The following is an 18,360-nucleotide window of genomic DNA, read 5'->3' as shown; positions in this document are numbered from 1 at the left end:
TTCGGCTCCTTTTTTGGTATTTATTATGATTAAAAAAATCGTTATTGTTGGTGGTGGCACCGCAGGCTGGTTAGCAGCCAACCATCTGGGGAAGCGTTTTTTAGGTTCTGAAACCGTTGTTAAATTAATTGAGTCGGCAAATATTCCTACCATAGGTGTTGGAGAAGGCACGGTCCCAATGATGAGACAGACGCTCGAATATTTTGGTATTGATGAAGGCGAATTTATCAAAGAGTGTAATGTTGCTTTCAAGCAGGGGATCTCATTTGAGAATTGGATGGCCCCGCAAGCTGGTAAGACTCACCGATATTATCACCCATTTGATTTTTTTAGTTCTGAATTAGGCCTAGTGACGGCATGGCTTAATGACAATTCTGGTATCCACTTTGCCGATTTTGTCGGGTTTCAATCGACACTTTGCGATCATAATTTAGCACCAAAGTTAATCACTCAACCGCAATTTGATGGTGCCGCAAGCTATGCTTATCATCTCGATGCAGGCGCATTTTCAGAATTGCTAAAAAAGAATGCAATCAATAATTTGGGGGTTGTTCATCACTACAATGAACTAGATGAAGTCGCTTTAGACAATGATGGTGCGATTTCCCATTTGGTGACGGACGCCGGTGTTGAAACCGCCGATTTGTATATTGACTGCACCGGATTTAAGTCACTACTGCTTGGCACTGCTATGAAAACGCCTTTTGTGGCAAAAGGCGATGTGTTGTTTGCAGATAAAGCGCTCGCAGTCCAAGTTCCATACGCAGACAATGAGCAAATCCCTTCTTATACTCGTTCAACAGCACAGACCGCTGGCTGGATTTGGGATATTGGCTTATACAGCCGCAAAGGTATTGGTCATGTGTACTCGTCGAGCCATACGACTGAAACACAAGCATATGCCGAACTAGAAAGCTATATTGGCACTAATTTAGACAGTCTAAATGTACGCAATATTGATATGAAAGTGGGGTATAGAAGTAAGGCTTGGAGCAAAAACTGTGTAGCACTAGGGCTTTCTCAAGGTTTTGTAGAGCCTTTGGAGGCAACTGGGTTATTGGTATTTGACGTGACAGCTAAAATGTTGGCAGATACGTTACCAACTAGCACTTTGGCTTTTGAAACTGTAGCAAAACACTTTAACAATACAGTGACCAATATGTGGAGCAAGGTCATTGATTTTATTAAGCTTCATTATTGCATTTCTGATAGGTGTGATAGTCAGTTTTGGCTTGACAATAGATCGCCTGAATCTATCCCTGACTCACTGCGGGAAAAATTGGAACTTTGGAAATATAAAGTGCCCACAAATTATGACTTTGGTGGTAAATTTGACGTTTTTGATATAGATAACTATCTGTATGTATTATATGGCATGTCTTATCCAACTTGTGTCGATTCAAATCTCATTTCACCAGCTGAAATTAGAAGAATGTCTGACGTAATTGGCACAATCAAATATCAACAAAAACAGGCAAGAGAGTTAGCAATTGACAATAAGTCTTTGCTTGAAAAAATCCATCAATTTGGGTTGGCCAAACAATAAAGCAAACCGCCTGAGGCCCATGCGGCCTCTCAGGACATATGGTTTTATTAGGCGTTTTTGCAACTTTTTTATAGCTTACGCCATTATCAGTATTTTTCATGTCTCCTTGCCAAAGCTTTACAAGGCCCTATGATAGCCTGTTAATCACTCAAAGTTAGCATGTTTTTCACACACTCTCTTTAATACCCAGACACTGCTTTACACAACCTGAAATGTTGAACAAAAATTTTTTGTTAATAAATCAAAATTAAAGCTTTAATACTCTTTTCTTTTGTTTCTAAAACCTATAGCCTTAGGGCCACTAAAAGTAATAAATACGAATTTGAATGGAGTAGTATTATGGCGGAGCAACAAGTGCAGCCTTTACACAACGAGAAGCATGCCAACCTAAAAGTTAAAAATGGCATCAACGTTGAATTTCTAAAATCACAGCACCTAATCCCAGTTGTTGCGCATGAGTTTGCGCGTGTAGCGACTGAGTTCCCAATGGCGTTTGTTAAAAACACTGAGTCGGGTAAGTTTCAAGCTGTTGCGCTATTTGGCTTAGAGCCAGGCGAAAACCTTTACGTTAAAGATGACCAATGGCAAGCTGGTTTCGCACCTCTTGCAGCAGCACGTTACCCATTTGGTCTAGTAAAGCACCCTGAAGAAGATCAGTTTGGTATCGTTATTGACGAAGCAAGCCCGCTTGTAAGCGAAGAAGAAGGCAATGCGCTATTCGCTGATGGCAAAGAAACTGAGTACCTAGCGCGCCGTAAAGAAGCACTAGTAAACTACGTTGAGTTTGCACGTGTTACTGAAGTATTCACTCAGTACCTTGCTGAAAAAGAACTACTGGTTCAACAAACTTTGACAGTTGAAATCGCTGGTGAAAAGAAAGACATCAACGGTATCTACCTTGTAGATGAGCGTAAGCTAAATGAACTAAGCGACGAAGATTTCCTAGAGCTACGTAAGCGTGGCTACCTAGCACCAATTTTTGCTTTCCTAACGTCAACTCACCAAGTTGCACGTTTAGCTCGTTTAAAAGCTCAAGCACAAGAAGCTTAATTTTAAATGTTTTGATTCTAAAAAGCGCCTTATGGCGCTTTTTTGTTTTAAAGTGCAGCGCACACTAAATCAACCTATCAATATAATGTACATTTCCAACGCATAATGTTGCAGTCTTCCTTCCTTGTGTTTATCTTGCAAAATAAAGTGATGTGTAAATACGAAAAACAATAAGGAACACAGAATGCGCACGTTAACCGTTCTAGCCGCCGCCCTTTCATTAATGACCTCTATACATGCTAAAGCACAAACGCAATCAGCTAGTCCAATTGCCATTGCTATCCATGGCGGGGCAGGCACAATTGAGAGAAGTCGCTTTACGACAGAACAAGAACAGGCTTATCGAGCAAAATTAAAAGAAGCTGTTGAGGCGGGGTATCAGGTGCTTAATCAGGGGGGCGATAGTTTGGATGCCATTACTCGAGCTATCAATATTTTAGAAGACTCTCCCTTTTTTAATGCTGGTAAAGGCGCTGTTTATACCTATGACGGTCATCACGAACTCGATGCATCCATTATGGATGGAAAGAATCGCCAAGCAGGCGCTGTTTCCGGTGTAAAGCACGTTAAAAACCCAATCAACTTGGCGCGTGAGATCATGGATAACTCCGTGCATGTTATGCTCAGTGGCGAGGGAGCTGAAACTTTTGCAAAACAGCAAGGCCTAGAACTGGTTAACTCACAATACTTTAATACGCCTCACCGACGTGAAGCGTTACAGCGTGCCAAAGAAAAGCTCAAGCAGCAAGAAAGCGGCACCAAGGATTATCAAGCCTTGCACAATGCATTGCCGCAAGCCTTTAAAATGGGTACTGTGGGCGCGGTCGCCCTAGATAAAAACGGCAACTTAGCTGCGGGAACCTCAACTGGCGGTATGACTGCAAAGCGCTACGGTCGCATTGGCGATTCACCCATCATAGGAGCTGGTACATTTGCTGATAACGCTTCTTGTGCTGTTTCCGCAACCGGCCATGGTGAGTATTTTATTCGATACAATGTCGCGGCGGATATCTGCGCACGGGTTTCATATCAAAATAAATCAATAGACAAAGCTGGCAAAGAGGTGATTTTCGGGCCCATGTATAAAGCAGGTGGTACTGGCGGTGTCATCATTGTTGATAAAAAAGGTAATGTCAGTATGCCGTTTAACACTAAAGGGATGTATAGAGCAAGTAAGTCTAGCCACTCGCCAACTTATGTGGGAATTTTTAAATAATGTTAGCAATTGTTGATTCTTAGGCAAATTTTTCAGTGCCAGCTACTATTATAATAATGGCTGGCATTTTATTTGGGGGAATAAACAATGCAATCAGTTAAAGTAGCAGATTATCTAAATCACAGACCCGTAACCTTTAGTTCAGATATGCGTGTAGAAATGGCGGTTGAAAAGCTTTTACAAAGCGGGCAGTCTGGCGGTCCAGTGTTAGATGAGCATCATAAAGTAATTGGCTTTTTGTCTGAGCAAGACTGTATTAAAAAAATGTTGGAAGCGACCTATCAAAATGAGTCCCATAGCATTGTGTCAGACGTTATGAATACCGCGCCAGTGTGTGTGAGTCCAGATGATAGTATCTTGCAAATTGCGGATAAAATGTCGAACGATAAACCTAAGCTATACCCAGTTTGTGACGAAGATGGCAGGTTAATGGGCGTGATAACTCGTGCTCATGTTTTACTCGCATTCGATAAACATTTACACGATACCTATGAATCTGGGAACAGATTTGTCTAAAAGTCTGTTTTTATTTGGGTAGAACCCTTAGGGTTTGATAGACTACGCGGCGATTTTGGAATTTTCAAGGTGTCGTGTAGTGGACTTAAAGTCGTTATATTCAGATATTCCTTTCTGTTTAAAGAAGGATCAGTTTCTATTTAAAAAACGTCTGCAAGGTGTTAAAAAAATAGCCGATGAAAAAAAGCAGCAAAAAGTAGTTGCTCAGATCGGCGAATCCATTGCACGTAGCCAACAATTAAAAATACAACGCCAAGAAGGGTTGCCGGAGGTAACCTACCCAGAGTCATTACCTGTAAGCCAGAAAAAAGAAGACATTAAGAAAGCGATTGCTGAAAATCAAGTGGTGATCGTCGCTGGTGAAACAGGATCAGGCAAAACGACTCAGCTCCCCAAAATTTGTTTAGAGCTAGGTCGTGGTATTGATGGGTATATTGGACATACTCAACCGCGCCGTCTTGCAGCTCGAAGCGTTGCTAACCGCATAGCCGAAGAGGTTGGCTGTGAGCTCGGTGAGGAAGTTGGTTTTAAAATCAGGTTTAGCGACCAAGTATCCGATAAAAGTTACGTAAAGTTGATGACTGACGGTATTTTGCTTGCTGAAATTCAGCAAGATAGATTCCTAAACCAATATGACACCATCATCATTGACGAAGCGCACGAACGTAGTTTAAATATTGATTTCATTCTTGGTTATTTGAAAAACCTATTGCCAAAAAGGCCCGATCTTAAAGTCATAATTACTTCAGCAACCATAGATCCAGAACGTTTTTCTAAGCACTTTAATAATGCCCCAATCATTGAAGTATCGGGGAGGACTTTCCCTGTTGAAGTACGTTATCGTCCCGTAATTGATGTTTCAGGCGATCAAAGCGAAGCAGAAAACGATCAACTTCAAGGCATTTTCGATGCAGTTGATGAACTGTGCGAAGCTGGATCGGGTGATATATTAATATTTATGAATGGCGAGCGAGAGATCCGAGATACAGCCGATGCGCTGGCAAAACGCAATTTAAAAGGGGTTGAAATTTTACCTTTGTTTGCACGTTTATCTAATGCTGAACAAAACCGTATATTTGCCCCTCATAGCCATCGCCGAATTGTGCTTGCAACCAACGTTGCAGAAACGTCGTTAACAGTGCCTGGGATCCGGTATGTAATTGACCCAGGTACCGCACGAATAAGTCGCTACAGCTATCGCACCAAAGTGCAGCGACTGCCGATTGAAGCGGTTTCCCAAGCAAGTGCAAACCAAAGAATGGGGCGCTGTGGACGTGTCGCCGCAGGTATTTGTATACGACTGTACTCTGAGGAGGATTTTGTATCTCGACCAGAGTTTACCGATCCAGAAATTCTGAGAACGAATCTCGCTTCCGTTATTCTTCAGATGTTGGCTCTGGGGTTAGGTGACATTGCAAAGTTTCCTTTTGTGCAAGCACCCGATAGCCGAAATATCAAAGACGGTATGGCATTACTTGAAGAGCTTGGCGCTGTGCAGGCGGCTTCGCGCCGTGAGAACGCAAAGTTAACACAATCGGGTCGCAAGCTCAGCCGTTTACCAATTGATCCTCGCTTGGCAAAAATGGTGATGGCATCAGTCGATCAAGGTGCGCTAAATGAAGTGATTGTTATAGCAGCGGCTTTGTCTATCCAAGATCCACGAGAGAGGCCGCAGGAAAAACGGGGGGCTGCCGATGAAAAACACGGTAGATTTGAAGATCCAAATTCAGACTTTATGGCATTTTTGAATCTTTGGCAGTACCTAGAGGAGCAGCAAGAGGCGCTTTCTCGAAGTCAGTTTAGAAAGCAATGTCAGAAAGATTTTTTAGCCTACATGCGTATTCGAGAGTGGCAAGACATTGTTTATCAGCTCAAAACAGTCTGTGATGAAATGGACTATAAAGGGTCGGGAAATGAAGCGAGTTTTGAGGCTATTCATCAATCTTTGCTAAGTGGCATGCTCAGTCATATTGGCATGAAAGACGAGAAACAGCATTATAAAGGGGCACGAAATAGCTTATTTCATATTTTCCCAGGCTCTGCTTTATTCAAAAAGAGTCCAAAATGGTTGATGTCTGCAGAACTCGTTGAAACCAGCAAGCTGTATGCCCGGATCAATGCCAAGATTGATTTGGCTTGGGTTGCGCCACTCGCGCAACATTTGGTAAAGCGCAGCTATAGTGAACCACACTGGGAAAAGAAACAGGGTGCGGTTATCGCGTTTGAACAGCAAACTTTATATGGCTTAACCATTATTTCGAGAAAGCGCACGGTCTATAGCCAAATTGATCCAGTGATGAGCCGAGAGCTTTTCATTAAAGAGGCCTTAATAGGCCAACAGCTTGGTCAAAAAGCGCAGTTTTTGGAATATAATCAATCTCTTGTAGAAGAGATCCAATCATTAGAAAACAAAGCTAGGCGTCGAGATATCTTGGTTGATGAGCAAACCATGTTTGAGTTTTACGACGAGCGTATTCCTAGTGATGTAAACAACCGCGCTGCATTTAATCATTGGTTCAAAAAGCAAAGTGACAAACGAGTTTTGCACATGAACCGAGAGTCTCTAATGCAGCATGGTGCTGATAAAGTAACAGCTTTTGATTACCCAGATATGTGGCAGCAAGGCAATTTGATCCTTCCTCTGAGCTATCATTTTGAGCCAGGTAAATCGGTAGATGGTGTGACTGTCAATGTCCCTTTAGCTCTATTGAATCAAGTACAAAACGAAGGCTTTGATTGGCATATTCCGGCATTGAGACATGACTTAATTTGCGCGCTGATTAAAAGCTTACCAAAAACGCTGAGAAGAAACTTCGTACCGGCGCCAAATTATGCAGATGCTGTATTGGCCTCTATAGAGCCGTTGCAAGGCTCTCTATTAGAGTCGCTCGCGACGCGACTATTGCGAATGACTGGTGTTAAAGTTTCACAAGATGATTGGGATACAGCGTCACTTGAAACACACCTGAAAATGCAATTTGAAGTGGTTGATGACAGTGGAAAAGTGATTGCCCATGGATTTGATCTCGACGCATTGAAAGAGCAATTACAAGGCAAAGTGTCACAAACTCTCTCTAAAGTTGCAGAAAAGGGAATTGAGCAAGAAAACTTAACAGAGTGGGTTTTTGGTGAGCTACCCCAAGAGTATACCAAAACACAAGGTGGATATGAGATTAAGGCTTTCCCTGCTTTAGTTGATAAAAAAGACAGCACAGCCATCACACTGTTTGACCACCCAGAAAAAGCTGCGCAAGCGCATCAACTGGGCTTGCGACGGTTAGTATTGTTAAATATTCCATCTCCGGTGAAGTATTTACAACAGCACTTGCCAAATAAAGCGAAGCTAGGCTTATATTTCAATCCTTTTGGTAAGATCCATGATCTTATTGCTGATTGCACAGCTGCAGGTGTAGACAGTCTATTGAGACAGTTTGAAGCCATCCGAGATGAGGCTGAGTTTGAAACCGCAAAAGAGTTTATTCGCGGTGAACTGGGTGACAAAGTCGTTGAAATAGCATCACAGGTTGAACAGGTATTAAGTATTGCACATAGTGTCAACAAGCGAATGAAAGGCAGGGTAGATTTAACCATGATCACAGCTCATGGCGATATCAAATCTCAATTAGAATCGCTCATATTTAAGGGATTTGTCAGTGGGCATGGTGCAGACAAAATGCCAGATTTATTGCGTTATCTCAGGGCAATAGAAAAACGATTAGAAAAATTACCTGTAGACCCTAACCGAGATCGCTTATGCGTACTAGAGTTAGATAAGGTATCTGAGTTGTATGCTCAAAAGTGTAAGAAAGTTGCCAAGGGAATGCCAACACCAGATGGTTTGACGCATATTTTTTGGATGATACAGGAACTAAGAGTGTCATTGTTCGCTCAAACCTTAGGTACACCTTATCCAATTTCAGCTAAGCGTGTTATGAATGCGTTAAATGAGTTGGATTTATAGGAATTGACTTGCATTTTGCTTTCAGCCAATTACCTTAATAAGAGGATTTAAATTTTTGGATTGTGATAAGGAAGCGACATTGACTATGTCCACGCAGCAAAGACGGAGTAGAACACCGCATGTGTTAGTTGTTGATGATGAGTACTTTAACTACGAAATGTTGTCGATGGCTTTGTCAGATGCGTTTAAATTCAGTTATGCGGAATCTGGGATCAGTTGTTTATCTAATGCGATAGCTGATCCACCTGATGTCATTTTGTTAGACGTCTGTATGCCCGGGTTGGACGGGTATGACACTTGCCGCATGTTGAAAAATACACCCGAAACCAAAGATATTCCGGTCATGATGGTATCAGGTCTAGAATCTGAACAAGAAAAACAAGCAGGATATGAAGCAGGTTGTGATGAATATGTGGTAAAACCATTCGCTATGCAATCGCTTTTGGAAAAAATAAAAAATATGGTCTAGGAGCTCACTATGATCCATGAAGATAAGCGTCGCTTTATGCGTATGATGGTCAATGCGCAAGCAGAGTTGACTGTTAACCAGTCAGGTGAAAAATTACTTGGAACTTGTCAAGACCTAAGTGCTACGGGGCTGTCAATCGAAATTGAACACCCATTGGAAATTGGAGAGATGGTTGCGGTGTTCATCAACAGCAAAAGCACAACGATTCCTCCGTTTAATGCCAGTGCTAAAGTTGTTCGTTGCAGCAGTAATGAATCCGCAGAAGACAGTTACGTTGTCGGCCTAGAAATCGTTCAGTTTAACTAAGGCGTTTTAACCCATTGCGAAGGTAAATTCATCGCCTTCGCTTACCTAACTTCCACTATTTTTGCACAATCTTATTTGATAATTTCTGCAGTAGACTACAAACCAGCCTTGTATATGCGACTTACGCCACCTGCATTGATCCATATAACAGTAATCGTGAGGCTAGGTGCTAAGTTACTGCTTGTATCTTTGATTTTTATGGAGTGTCGATGAGGTTAACCCTAAGACGAAAGCTGCTAGCTATATTGCTGTTAGTTAACGCAGTGCTTATATCGGCAGTGTACTATGCAAATCAGCTGGCATTTGAAAAGAGCTTTAAAGAATACTTGCAAGACAGTAGCCGTGCTAAATTAACCGCAATTTTGCCAACTATCAGAGAGAACTTTGAAATGTACGGTGAAGGGTGGATGACGAGAAGAAACCCCCATTGGACAAGATTGGTTGGAGAGTTTCACGGTCGCTCACAAGATGAGATAGACGACATGGTAAGGCGCCCACGAAGAGGGCCGCCCAGACATCATCGACCGGCTGAGCCTGAAAGACGTGAGGGAAGAGAAGATCGCCCTCCTAGGCACATGCGAGGGGCACAAGCTAGGTTGGTATTTAAGTCAGCTACTGGTGAGCTATTGAAAGGAAAAAAGGACAGTAAAAATAAAACACTTTGGCTCGAAGTGTATGAAAATGAAGACAACTCAGGCAAGCTTCTCGGGTATATCGGGCTTGAAAATGGCCTCGAAATAAGCAATTCATTAGATTCAGTTTTCGCCAACAGGCAGCAGCATTGGTTTTTAGGTATTGCGATTATAGCGATGCTGGTTAGTAGCCTATTAGCTATTCCATTTAGCCGCTTTTTAGTCGCGCCAGTTCTATCGTTAAGAGCTGCGGCAAAAAAAATAGCGTCAGGCAATTACGAAGCACCTTTTAAATCATATAGTAAAGATGAGCTCGGGCTGCTTGCTAGAGATTTAAACACATTGGCAATTACACTGGCGGAAAACCAGCACTCTAGACAGCAGTGGATCGCTGATATTTCTCATGAGTTGAGAACGCCGATCGCGGTATTTAAGGCTGAGCTTGAAGGGATGATTGATGGCATTATCGAGTCAGACGAAGCTCAGCTTCATTCACTCTATGATGAGATTAATCGGCTAACAAAGTTGGTTGATGATTTACACCAGCTTTCTATGTCAGATAGAGGATCGCTCAGTTACCACATGTCAGAGTGTGATATTTCAGAGATAATTGGCCATACTTTTGATGCGCACTTAGCCACACTGAAGAGCAAGCACTTTGAGTGGGCGATCGATGTGCAATCAAAGACAGTGCTGTATTGTGACGAAGCGCGGCTTTCTCAGTTGTTTGGTAATTTTATGCAAAATACGCTGCGTTATACTGACTCTAGCGATGCCTTAGCCGGCAAAATTAAGGTTGTGATCTCTCAAGAAGAAAACCATCTGTTGATCCGATGGCAAGACAGTGGCCCGGGTGTAGATCCTGAATTGCTGCCAAAACTATTTGATAGACTCTACCGAGTGGATAAGGCTAGAGATAGGGCTTCAGGAGGTTCTGGGTTGGGGCTCGCTATTTGTGCCAGTATTGTTCAAGCACATAATGGCTCTATCAAAGCGAGTGAAAGCGAGTTGGGCGGTGTTAGCGTCGATGTCTTGCTTCCTCTTGAGCAATAAATGGCAGTTTGGTTAACCTGGATTTTGTAAATATTGCTGATATATTCAAAACTAACAGCAGAAAAGTACCACCAAGGCATTGAAATGAATAAACAAAAAGTACTAATTGTCGAAGACGAAGAAAAACTAGCAATTGTATTAGGTAAATATCTTGAGCAAGCTGGATATGAGTTCGATATTGTTATGGATGGTGCTGAAGCATTAAAAAAAGTACGAACTTTTACACCCGACATTATTTTATTGGACTTAATGCTGCCTTCTGTTGATGGCATTGAGATCTGTACACAGGTACGCAAAGATTCAGATGTACCAATTGTTATGACAACCGCGAAAGTCGAAGAAATCGATAGACTACTTGGTTTAGAGGTCGGCGCTGATGATTACGTATGCAAGCCTTACAGTCCAAAAGAAGTCGTTGCGCGTGTTAAAGCTATTCTTAGGCGTACCAGTAGTTCAACGCCGATACAAACAGGTTTAGTGTTGGATGAAGAGACATTGTTTGTTAATTATAACGGTCAACGGACCGATTTAACGCATGTCGAGTTCATGTTGCTAAAGACTATGTTTAAGCACCCAGGACGTGTCTACAACCGTGCACGATTAATGGATTCAATCTATGATGATGACCGTGTGGTCAGTGATAGGACTATCGATAGCCACATAAAAAAAATACGCAAAAAGCTACAAGACATTGCCCCTGATAGCGAGTTTATCCACTCTATCTATGGTGTTGGATACAAATTTGAAGTGATGTAAATGTCTGCTTTGGCATCGTGGCAAAGGCTGTTTTGTGAAACACACAAAGTCCCCACTCAATATATACAGCAAACTGAAAAAGCGCTCGCTTGGTTTAAAAGTACAGTTAATAGCCAAGTTGAACCTCAATGTATAGCCATAAGTGGCTGCCAAGGGAGTGGCAAGTCCACTTTGGCTGCATATTATGTTGCATACTTACGTGCACATGGCTATCTGGCCGAGTTTGTATCAATTGATGACTTTTATTACGGTAAATCTGAACGTCAAAACCTTGCGAAACGTCTGAGTGCTCCTTTCGCGACTCGTGGTGCACCCGGCACTCATGATGTGCAAGCTGCAATATCAGCCATCACACAGTTTAAACAGTGTCAACCTTTTATATTACCTCAGTTTGATAAATCGACAGATAACCCTTATCCAGTTTCAGCATGGAAACGGGTGTCTTCCAAGCTTGATGTACTTATCATTGAAGGGTGGTGCCTTGGTCTACCTGTGCAACCAGCAGATTTGATACAAGGTGCTTGTAACGTATTTGAACAGAAAAACGATGCTATGGGCCAGTATCGTACGCAGGTAAACCACTTTTTAGCGGCGGACTATCAGATATTGTTCAAGCTCTTCGATAAATTGGTTTTTTTGAATGGTCAGAGTTTTGAACGAGTTTTTAAGTGGCGTCTAGAGCAAGAAAAAAAGCTGATTGCGGCTAAAGGAGTTGGCATGACAAATCGTCAAGTTTTCGATTTCATCCAGTCTTATCAGAGGTTAACTGAGTGGGGGTTTGCCACCTTACCAGCAATATGCGACCTAGAGCTAAAGCTTGATGAGGAAAGGGGAATAAGTTAATACAGGATTAAATATGAATGTGGTGAACAGCTCTGCTTGAGCCTGGGCGTTGGCCTAGTTTGTTTATTGTTGAAATAGCCCGTATGTGTACGTAAAAGTCGTGAGATACCGAGTGTTTTTGTATATGTGGTCTATGTGCTGATAGTTTAAAAATAGTTTTACAAAACAGACAGATAAAAAATGGGCTCCTTTAGAGCCCATTTTTAACGCTTATAATTAGCTTTCAATTAGGTCTTCAACACCTACGATAAGCCAAGGCGCGTCGCCTTGTGTTTTGCGCTCTAAGTGCCAAACTTCGTGAATTGGCTCTTCTTGCATATCACCTAAGTCACGGTATTTGCCTCGGAACATCACGCTGATCTCCCACTTGTCAGCATTTACATCAGCACGAGCAAGTTCTGCATCAACAAACATAACTTCCGTTGCCACGTCGCCTTGCTGCTCACGCTCTTGACGGAACTCTTCAACAAGCTCTGGGCTCAAGTATTCAGCCATTGTTGCGTAGTCTTTCTTGTTCCAAGCGGTTTGAATTGTTTGGTAGTGCGAACGAGCACCTTGTAGGAAGCCGTTTACGTCGAAATCACGTGGCAAGTTAAATGGTACTTCTTGTTGTGCTCCAAATCCTCCGCCAGTCTGGTTTGCTTGAAATTGCTGAGGTTGCGAGAAGCTTTGGTTTTGCTGCTGTTGTTGCTGACCAAAGTTAGGAGCTCCTGCCATTTGTGGCTGTTGCTTTTTGCGCATAAAGCCCATTATGACTTTGAAAAGAACAAATGCTGCGATGGCGAATAGGATCATCTCAAGGAATTGGAAACCCTCAAAATCATCACCCATCATTGCAGCGATCAGGCCACCTGCTAGCAGACCACCTAAAACACCAGCCATAATGCCTTTTTTACTCGATTTCTTTTTAGTGCCTTGCTGTGCAGCAAGAGATTTAGTATCAACTTGCTTTTTTTGTTGTACAGTGGATGTCTGATGTGTTTTGCCTTTTTTCTTGCCGCCAAACTTCTTACGAGCCTCAGCGTCAAAAGCTGTTGCAAATAACATCGAAACGATAGTCAATAAAACAAAAAATTGTTTCATGGTTTTCCTCTAAGTTTAAATACTGTTTGTCATTCTAATGAAATTAGACAAGAAATTGAACTGAAATAGGATTGATTCGGGAACAAAAAGGGCGCTTTACACGCCCTGTTTTACAGCCAACGTAAGGAGTCGTTGACTTCTCCTTGATATTTATCGAGAGGAGCGCCCAATTTTGCAACTAAAATGGTGTCTGCATTTGCTCCTTTATTGATTGAGCCACTGTAACGATCATCGTTAAATTGAGTATCACCTTGACGGTAATCATTACTTTCACTTGGTACAATAAATACCGTCATCGGCCCGTGATCTGATTGAAAGATTAAGTGCAAGCTGCGCTGACCTTTAAAATTACAAAAAGTAGCATATGTTACTTTACCGGGAAGTGACTCAAGTTTACCACCGAGCATAGCAAGCTTTTCGTTAACCACTTGCAAAGTGACTTCTTTACTCAGCTTTAAAGCGCTTTCTTCATAATAAACGTGTTCTAGAGCATGCTCGCCAGCGTATAAAGGCGTTGGCACAACTGTACTGAAATACACCATTACAGCTAAAGCGACCGATGCAGCTGAGGCAATTGGCACAGTAAAACGCTTATACCAAGATAGCTGTACAACGTTTTCCGATGACTGTGTGTCAGACTCAGATTCCATGTTTTTCAGCAGCTTTGCCTGCAAATCATCGGGTACAGGCACATTTAACGCATTACCTAGCAAGGCGTCGAAATCTTGCGCCTCGTCAAGCAAACGCTTTTTAGCTGGATCTTGTTCCGCTTCGTCTATAAGTTGCTCATCGCTTGGATCGGCGAACAGGCGACGGCGAAATTCTAAATCATCCATCAGTTTGATGCCCCCTTTGCTGATTCATTCACGTTAGTTAGTGCCTCTTTTAGCTGATTTCTTGCTCTATACAGTCTTGTCATTACTGTATTTTTGTTTAATTCTAAAATGTCCGCGATCTCGTCTCCTGAGCACCCCATCACAACTTGCAGTAAAAGTGGCTCTCTATATTCTGGAGCTAATCGACTAATTTGCCTTTGTACGACAGTTTGTTCCATTTCATCATCTAACGCTGTACTTTTGGTGTCGACCAATGTGTCGTTCTCGACATCAGCGTAATCAAATTGTTTTCTCTCAAAACGACGTGCATTTTCTCGTCGTAAAATAGTTAATAACCAGGATTTGGCTGCTTTTTCATCTTGCAGTGCGTCTAATGAGCGCCATGCACGTAAAAATGTTTCCTGAACCAAATCCTCTGCAATGGTTGGATCTTGGCATAACCAATAAGCAAAGCGGTATAACTCCGTATGGTAAACCTGAACCAAAGATTCGTAACGTTTTTGTTTTTGGGTCATGCTAACTAGACCTTGCCTTTAGCAATATTATTTCATTTTTTGCCATATTTTTTAGTACAACTTCTCTAAGCTATTCTTAGTATCTGATTTTGAACGCTTTTTAATTTTACACACTTGATTGTATAGCGCCACTAGATCGACTTGTTGCTTATTTGCACTATAAAGGCAAGCCTGCAATTTTGCAATTTGTTCCCGAATTTCGGGGCTTTGCTGGTCTAACCATGATTTGAGTGTCTGGTCAAACGCAAGTTCGACATATTGGCGTAGCAAAGTATAAAACTGACTGTTGTCGCCTTGTTTGGCCGCTTTACCCAATTGTTTTAGTCTCACTGTCACATCTGTATTAGCGGCAACCTCTGATCCGCTTGAGGGAACAGCTACTGGTTTGGCTGGTTTTTTCAAAAGCCACAAGGCCAAGGTTACAAACCATAAAAGGTAGCCTAACCCCATTAGTCCCCAGTCTAACCAAGATTTTTCTGCTTCCTTGTACACTATTTGGGGGTCAGTGATGGATTGTTGCGCAGGCGTTTGGGAAACCATACTGGGTTGTGATTGAGCGATAGGTTGTTGTGGTTGATTGGGATCAGCGACAACTTCAATGGTTCTGGCTGGTAAAGTGGCATATTGCACGCGATTTATTACTGTGTTGAACCAAGGGAGTTTTAGTTCTGGCAGTGTATATGTCCCCGGTTTTTGCGGGAGTAGGGCATAAGATGCAACCATTTGCGAAATGACTCGCCCATCACGTGCCATTTGATTACGGTCTGTTTCGTCTGGATAAATTCTAAAACCATCTACACTGGGTACTTCAATATCGGGCAATTGTTCTTTGGTTATACCTAAGGCTGTCAATGTAAATGTTCTAGTAATCGGAGAACCAACAACTACTTGGTTATCCTCGGGTTGCCATTCTTCTGCAAGATTAACTAATTCGCTTGGCAGCCATGCGCCGCGATAGTTATCAGGAATGGGCTTTATTTCCACATCTATTGAATCACCGACGGCACTTACGGCCATTCTGCGATATCCTTCCCGTACTTGGCCGTTGAAAATGGGCCCTTCGATTGTATAACTACCACTTTTTTGTGGTTGTATTAAATACTCTCTGGTGATAACTCGATAACGGCGACCATCTAGCACTTCGTAGTTTTCTTCTTGTTGACCCATTGCAGTGATAGAGCCATCTTCCATTGATGGTGGGGTCATTTGTGCTTCAAGTAAATCCTTACCAATGAATAGTTTTACTGTATAGAGTGCTGCTTGTTGCACATATAACGATTGAGGGTTGAGCTCTGTGGTGACAAATACGTCTTTTTGCTGGCTGTCATCCGCCTCTCTGGCTACAACGCGCAGGTTGATTGGTTGGCTCTTGGCACCTGATATTTCAAATGCAGGAATAGTGAACTCACCTGCACTTCGAGACATAACCTGCATTTGCCAGCTTGTTGCACTACTCATACTACCGTTGATGATCTGAGTACGTGAGCTGGTACTAACAGGGCCCGTAATAAAGTTTTGTGCGATGGCTGAAGTGTCAGGCATTTGCCCTGAGACTTTACCATTGGCTTCAATTGTCAACGTAAAGTATTCACCAACCAACACAGGGTTTTTGTCAACACTGGCCGTCAATCTGTCAATGGCCAAAGCGGGCAGTGCGACAGCGAAAATAATAAAACAGATTGCAAATCGCATTACCATGATTTTTCAGCTCCTACTGGTTGTCTCTGTTGTTGTCTTTGTCGTGATTCTAAAAGCATTTTGTTCTTTAACAAAATAGCCGGATCATCCGGCACTCTGCGCAGAAGCTGGTCCAACTGTTGCGCCTTTTCCTTTTCTTCAGGGGTGAGCTCCCTCATTTGTGAAGGTGTCAAACTTTGTGTTTGTTCACCTTCTTGCGGCTCAGCTTGCTGAGGTTGAGCTTGTTGTTGCGCTGCTTTTTGCTCAGCTTGCTCTTGTGATTGTTCCTCTTCTTTACCTGACTGTTTGTCAGCTAATTCTGGGTTATTTTGATTTTGTTGCTCAGACCGTTCACTGCTATTTGTTTGATCTGACTGCTCATTTTGCTCTTGTTCAGACTCATTTTCTTGGCCGTCTTGAGATTCGCTATTTTGACCATTTTGCTGGTCTGATTGCTGCTGTTCCTGTCCTTCACCTTGCTGATTGTCTTGCTGTTGCTCGGAGGACTGCTGGTTCTGGTCTTGGTTGCTTTGATCTTGATTTTGTTGCGATTGTTGCTCTTTGATCTGCTCAAGCAGTTCTTTATTTTCTTGCGCTTGATTCAAGTTGGGGTTCAAATTTAGCGCTTGTTCATAAGCTTCAACTGCTTCATCTAACTTTCCTAAGTGAGCTAGCGCATTCCCTAAGTTATATTGGCCGATTGCGGTATTGGCATGTTGAAGTGCCTGTGCAGCTTGCTCATACTGGCCTTGTTTGTACAGTGCAGCACCTTTGAGAGCTGCGTTTTGAGCGTTAGTTGCCTGTTCGAAATCTTCAGCTTGGTATGCTGAAAGGGCTTTTTGGTCCGTATTTTTAAACCATGATTGCCAATCCGCCGCGTAAGTTGGTTGACTGGGTAGAAAAGCTAAGGCACATATACTCAAAGCAACAGCGCTATTTCTGAATGCGATCAATGCCAAAGGTACGATGACGAATAAAAGATATTTACCGGCATCGACACGCCATAGCGTTTCATTTGGCTCTTTGGGTGTTTCAATATCTTGAGTATTGTTGGAGGCAAAAGTTTCAATGTCCGAGCTGTCTGGCGAATAAGTTGCATATTTTCCACCTAAACGTTGTGCTAGCGAACGAAGCCTATCTACGTATAGTTTGGGTACTACAATTTGCCCATATCTGTCTTTCAAAAATCCACCCTCTGGTACGCTGATCGGAGCGCCTTGGGCTGTGCCAACACCGTAAACATGGAGTGTGTATCCTGTTCCACTCAACATGCTATGGATATCTTGGGCATCTTCCAATTCAACTTCGTCAGTGATAAGAACGATTTCACCCGATGGGTATCCTGCTTGCTCAAGTAGATTCTTTGCCTGATCTATACCTGCCAAAACGTTAGCGCCTTTGCCTGGCATAATGGCTGGACTAATACTCGGCACTAGGTTTTCTAAAGTATTAACATCACTGGTTAATGGTGACACAATAAAAGCGTCTTGCGCATAAGCGACTAACGCGGTATCACCCTCATTAAATTGCTTTAACATATCCAGAGTTTTAAAACGGGCCTGTGTAAGCCTGTTAGGCGCAATGTCGGTTGAGTACATGGAGTAAGACATATCCATCACTAAAACGCGAGCTTGCTTTGTGGTAAATACAGGGACGCTTTGTTTCTCAATACTTGGTCCCGCTGCAGCAAGTATGCCCAGCAACAGGATTAAACTGGTTAGCCATGAGGAATGGCTCGATTTAGTCTGCTCTCCTTCGGTAAGTACTACTTTCGCCAGATGAGGGGCAATAATTTGAGACTGCTTGTTGCTTGTTCTTTTATACCACTGCAGTAGGCTTATCACCAACCACGGGAGCAGCAGCCAAAGCAGGTCAGGTCGAATAAATTGAAATTCGGTCAT

General features: G+C 42.5%; 15 protein-coding genes. 10 read left to right on the top strand and 5 right to left on the bottom strand.

Features of this window, described 5'->3' with window-relative positions; all coding sequences use genetic code 11:
* Nucleotides 1–25: 25 nt before the first annotated feature.
* The 10 genes from N483_RS12345 (at nucleotide 26) to N483_RS12300 (ending at nucleotide 12,348) form a co-directional block, all read left to right on the top strand.
* Nucleotides 26–1,546, top strand: a complete 1,521-nt coding sequence (locus N483_RS12345) for a tryptophan halogenase family protein (protein WP_023401536.1) — start codon at nucleotides 26–28, stop codon at nucleotides 1,544–1,546.
* A gap of 339 nt (nucleotides 1,547–1,885) precedes the next feature.
* Nucleotides 1,886–2,596, top strand: a complete 711-nt coding sequence (locus N483_RS12340) for a SapC family protein (protein WP_023401537.1) — start codon at nucleotides 1,886–1,888, stop codon at nucleotides 2,594–2,596.
* Nucleotides 2,597–2,819: 223 nt separating this feature from the next.
* On the top strand, nucleotides 2,820–3,812 hold the full coding sequence (locus tag N483_RS12335; RefSeq protein ID WP_419555109.1) for an isoaspartyl peptidase/L-asparaginase family protein: 993 nt from the start codon (nucleotides 2,820–2,822) through the stop codon (nucleotides 3,810–3,812).
* An 87-nt stretch (nucleotides 3,813–3,899) separates the two neighbouring features.
* Nucleotides 3,900–4,328: a CBS domain-containing protein gene (locus N483_RS12330; protein WP_023401539.1), complete on the top strand. Its 429-nt coding sequence runs from the start codon at nucleotides 3,900–3,902 to the stop codon at nucleotides 4,326–4,328.
* A gap of 79 nt (nucleotides 4,329–4,407) precedes the next feature.
* A complete protein-coding gene (gene hrpA / locus N483_RS12325; protein WP_023401540.1) occupies nucleotides 4,408–8,289 on the top strand; it encodes an ATP-dependent RNA helicase HrpA in 3,882 nt (1,293 codons plus the stop codon).
* An 85-nt stretch (nucleotides 8,290–8,374) separates the two neighbouring features.
* Complete coding sequence (locus N483_RS12320) at nucleotides 8,375–8,758, top strand: response regulator (protein ID WP_036977231.1); 384 nt, start codon at nucleotides 8,375–8,377, stop codon at nucleotides 8,756–8,758.
* Nucleotides 8,759–8,767: 9 nt separating this feature from the next.
* Nucleotides 8,768–9,064, top strand: a complete 297-nt coding sequence (locus tag N483_RS12315; protein ID WP_023401542.1) for a PilZ domain-containing protein — start codon at nucleotides 8,768–8,770, stop codon at nucleotides 9,062–9,064.
* 209 nt (nucleotides 9,065–9,273) lie between these two features.
* Nucleotides 9,274–10,749 (top strand): ATP-binding protein, encoded by a 1,476-nt coding sequence (locus tag N483_RS12310; RefSeq protein ID WP_023401543.1) that lies wholly within the window; start codon nucleotides 9,274–9,276, stop codon nucleotides 10,747–10,749.
* Nucleotides 10,750–10,833: 84 nt separating this feature from the next.
* Complete coding sequence (locus tag N483_RS12305; RefSeq protein ID WP_023401544.1) at nucleotides 10,834–11,505, top strand: response regulator; 672 nt, start codon at nucleotides 10,834–10,836, stop codon at nucleotides 11,503–11,505.
* Entirely contained in the window at nucleotides 11,506–12,348 is an 843-nt protein-coding gene (locus tag N483_RS12300; RefSeq protein WP_023401545.1) for a putative kinase, read from the top strand.
* Between the two features lie 216 nt (nucleotides 12,349–12,564).
* Here the strand turns inward: N483_RS12300 and N483_RS12295 are convergent, their stop codons facing one another.
* From N483_RS12295 to N483_RS12275, 5 genes are all read right to left on the bottom strand, one after another.
* Nucleotides 12,565–13,431: a Tim44 domain-containing protein gene (locus N483_RS12295; RefSeq protein WP_023401546.1), complete on the bottom strand. Its 867-nt coding sequence runs from the start codon at nucleotides 13,429–13,431 to the stop codon at nucleotides 12,565–12,567.
* Nucleotides 13,432–13,541: 110 nt separating this feature from the next.
* A complete protein-coding gene (locus N483_RS12290; protein ID WP_023401547.1) occupies nucleotides 13,542–14,267 on the bottom strand; it encodes a DUF3379 family protein in 726 nt (241 codons plus the stop codon).
* Nucleotides 14,267–14,782, bottom strand: coding sequence for a sigma-70 family RNA polymerase sigma factor (locus N483_RS12285; RefSeq protein ID WP_023401548.1), 516 nt, complete (start codon nucleotides 14,780–14,782; stop codon nucleotides 14,267–14,269). The genes N483_RS12290 and N483_RS12285 overlap by 1 nt, the downstream gene beginning before the upstream one ends.
* A gap of 51 nt (nucleotides 14,783–14,833) precedes the next feature.
* Nucleotides 14,834–16,480, bottom strand: coding sequence for a BatD family protein (locus tag N483_RS12280; protein ID WP_023401549.1), 1,647 nt, complete (start codon nucleotides 16,478–16,480; stop codon nucleotides 14,834–14,836).
* Nucleotides 16,474–18,360, bottom strand: a complete 1,887-nt coding sequence (locus N483_RS12275; RefSeq protein ID WP_023401550.1) for a VWA domain-containing protein — start codon at nucleotides 18,358–18,360, stop codon at nucleotides 16,474–16,476. The genes N483_RS12280 and N483_RS12275 overlap by 7 nt, the downstream gene beginning before the upstream one ends.

This window comes from Pseudoalteromonas luteoviolacea NCIMB 1944, from assembly GCF_001625565.1.
GTDB lineage: Bacteria > Pseudomonadota > Gammaproteobacteria > Enterobacterales > Alteromonadaceae > Pseudoalteromonas > Pseudoalteromonas luteoviolacea_F.
Note: the sequence above shows the minus strand (reverse complement) of the source record. Positions and strands in the feature narration are given on the sequence as shown.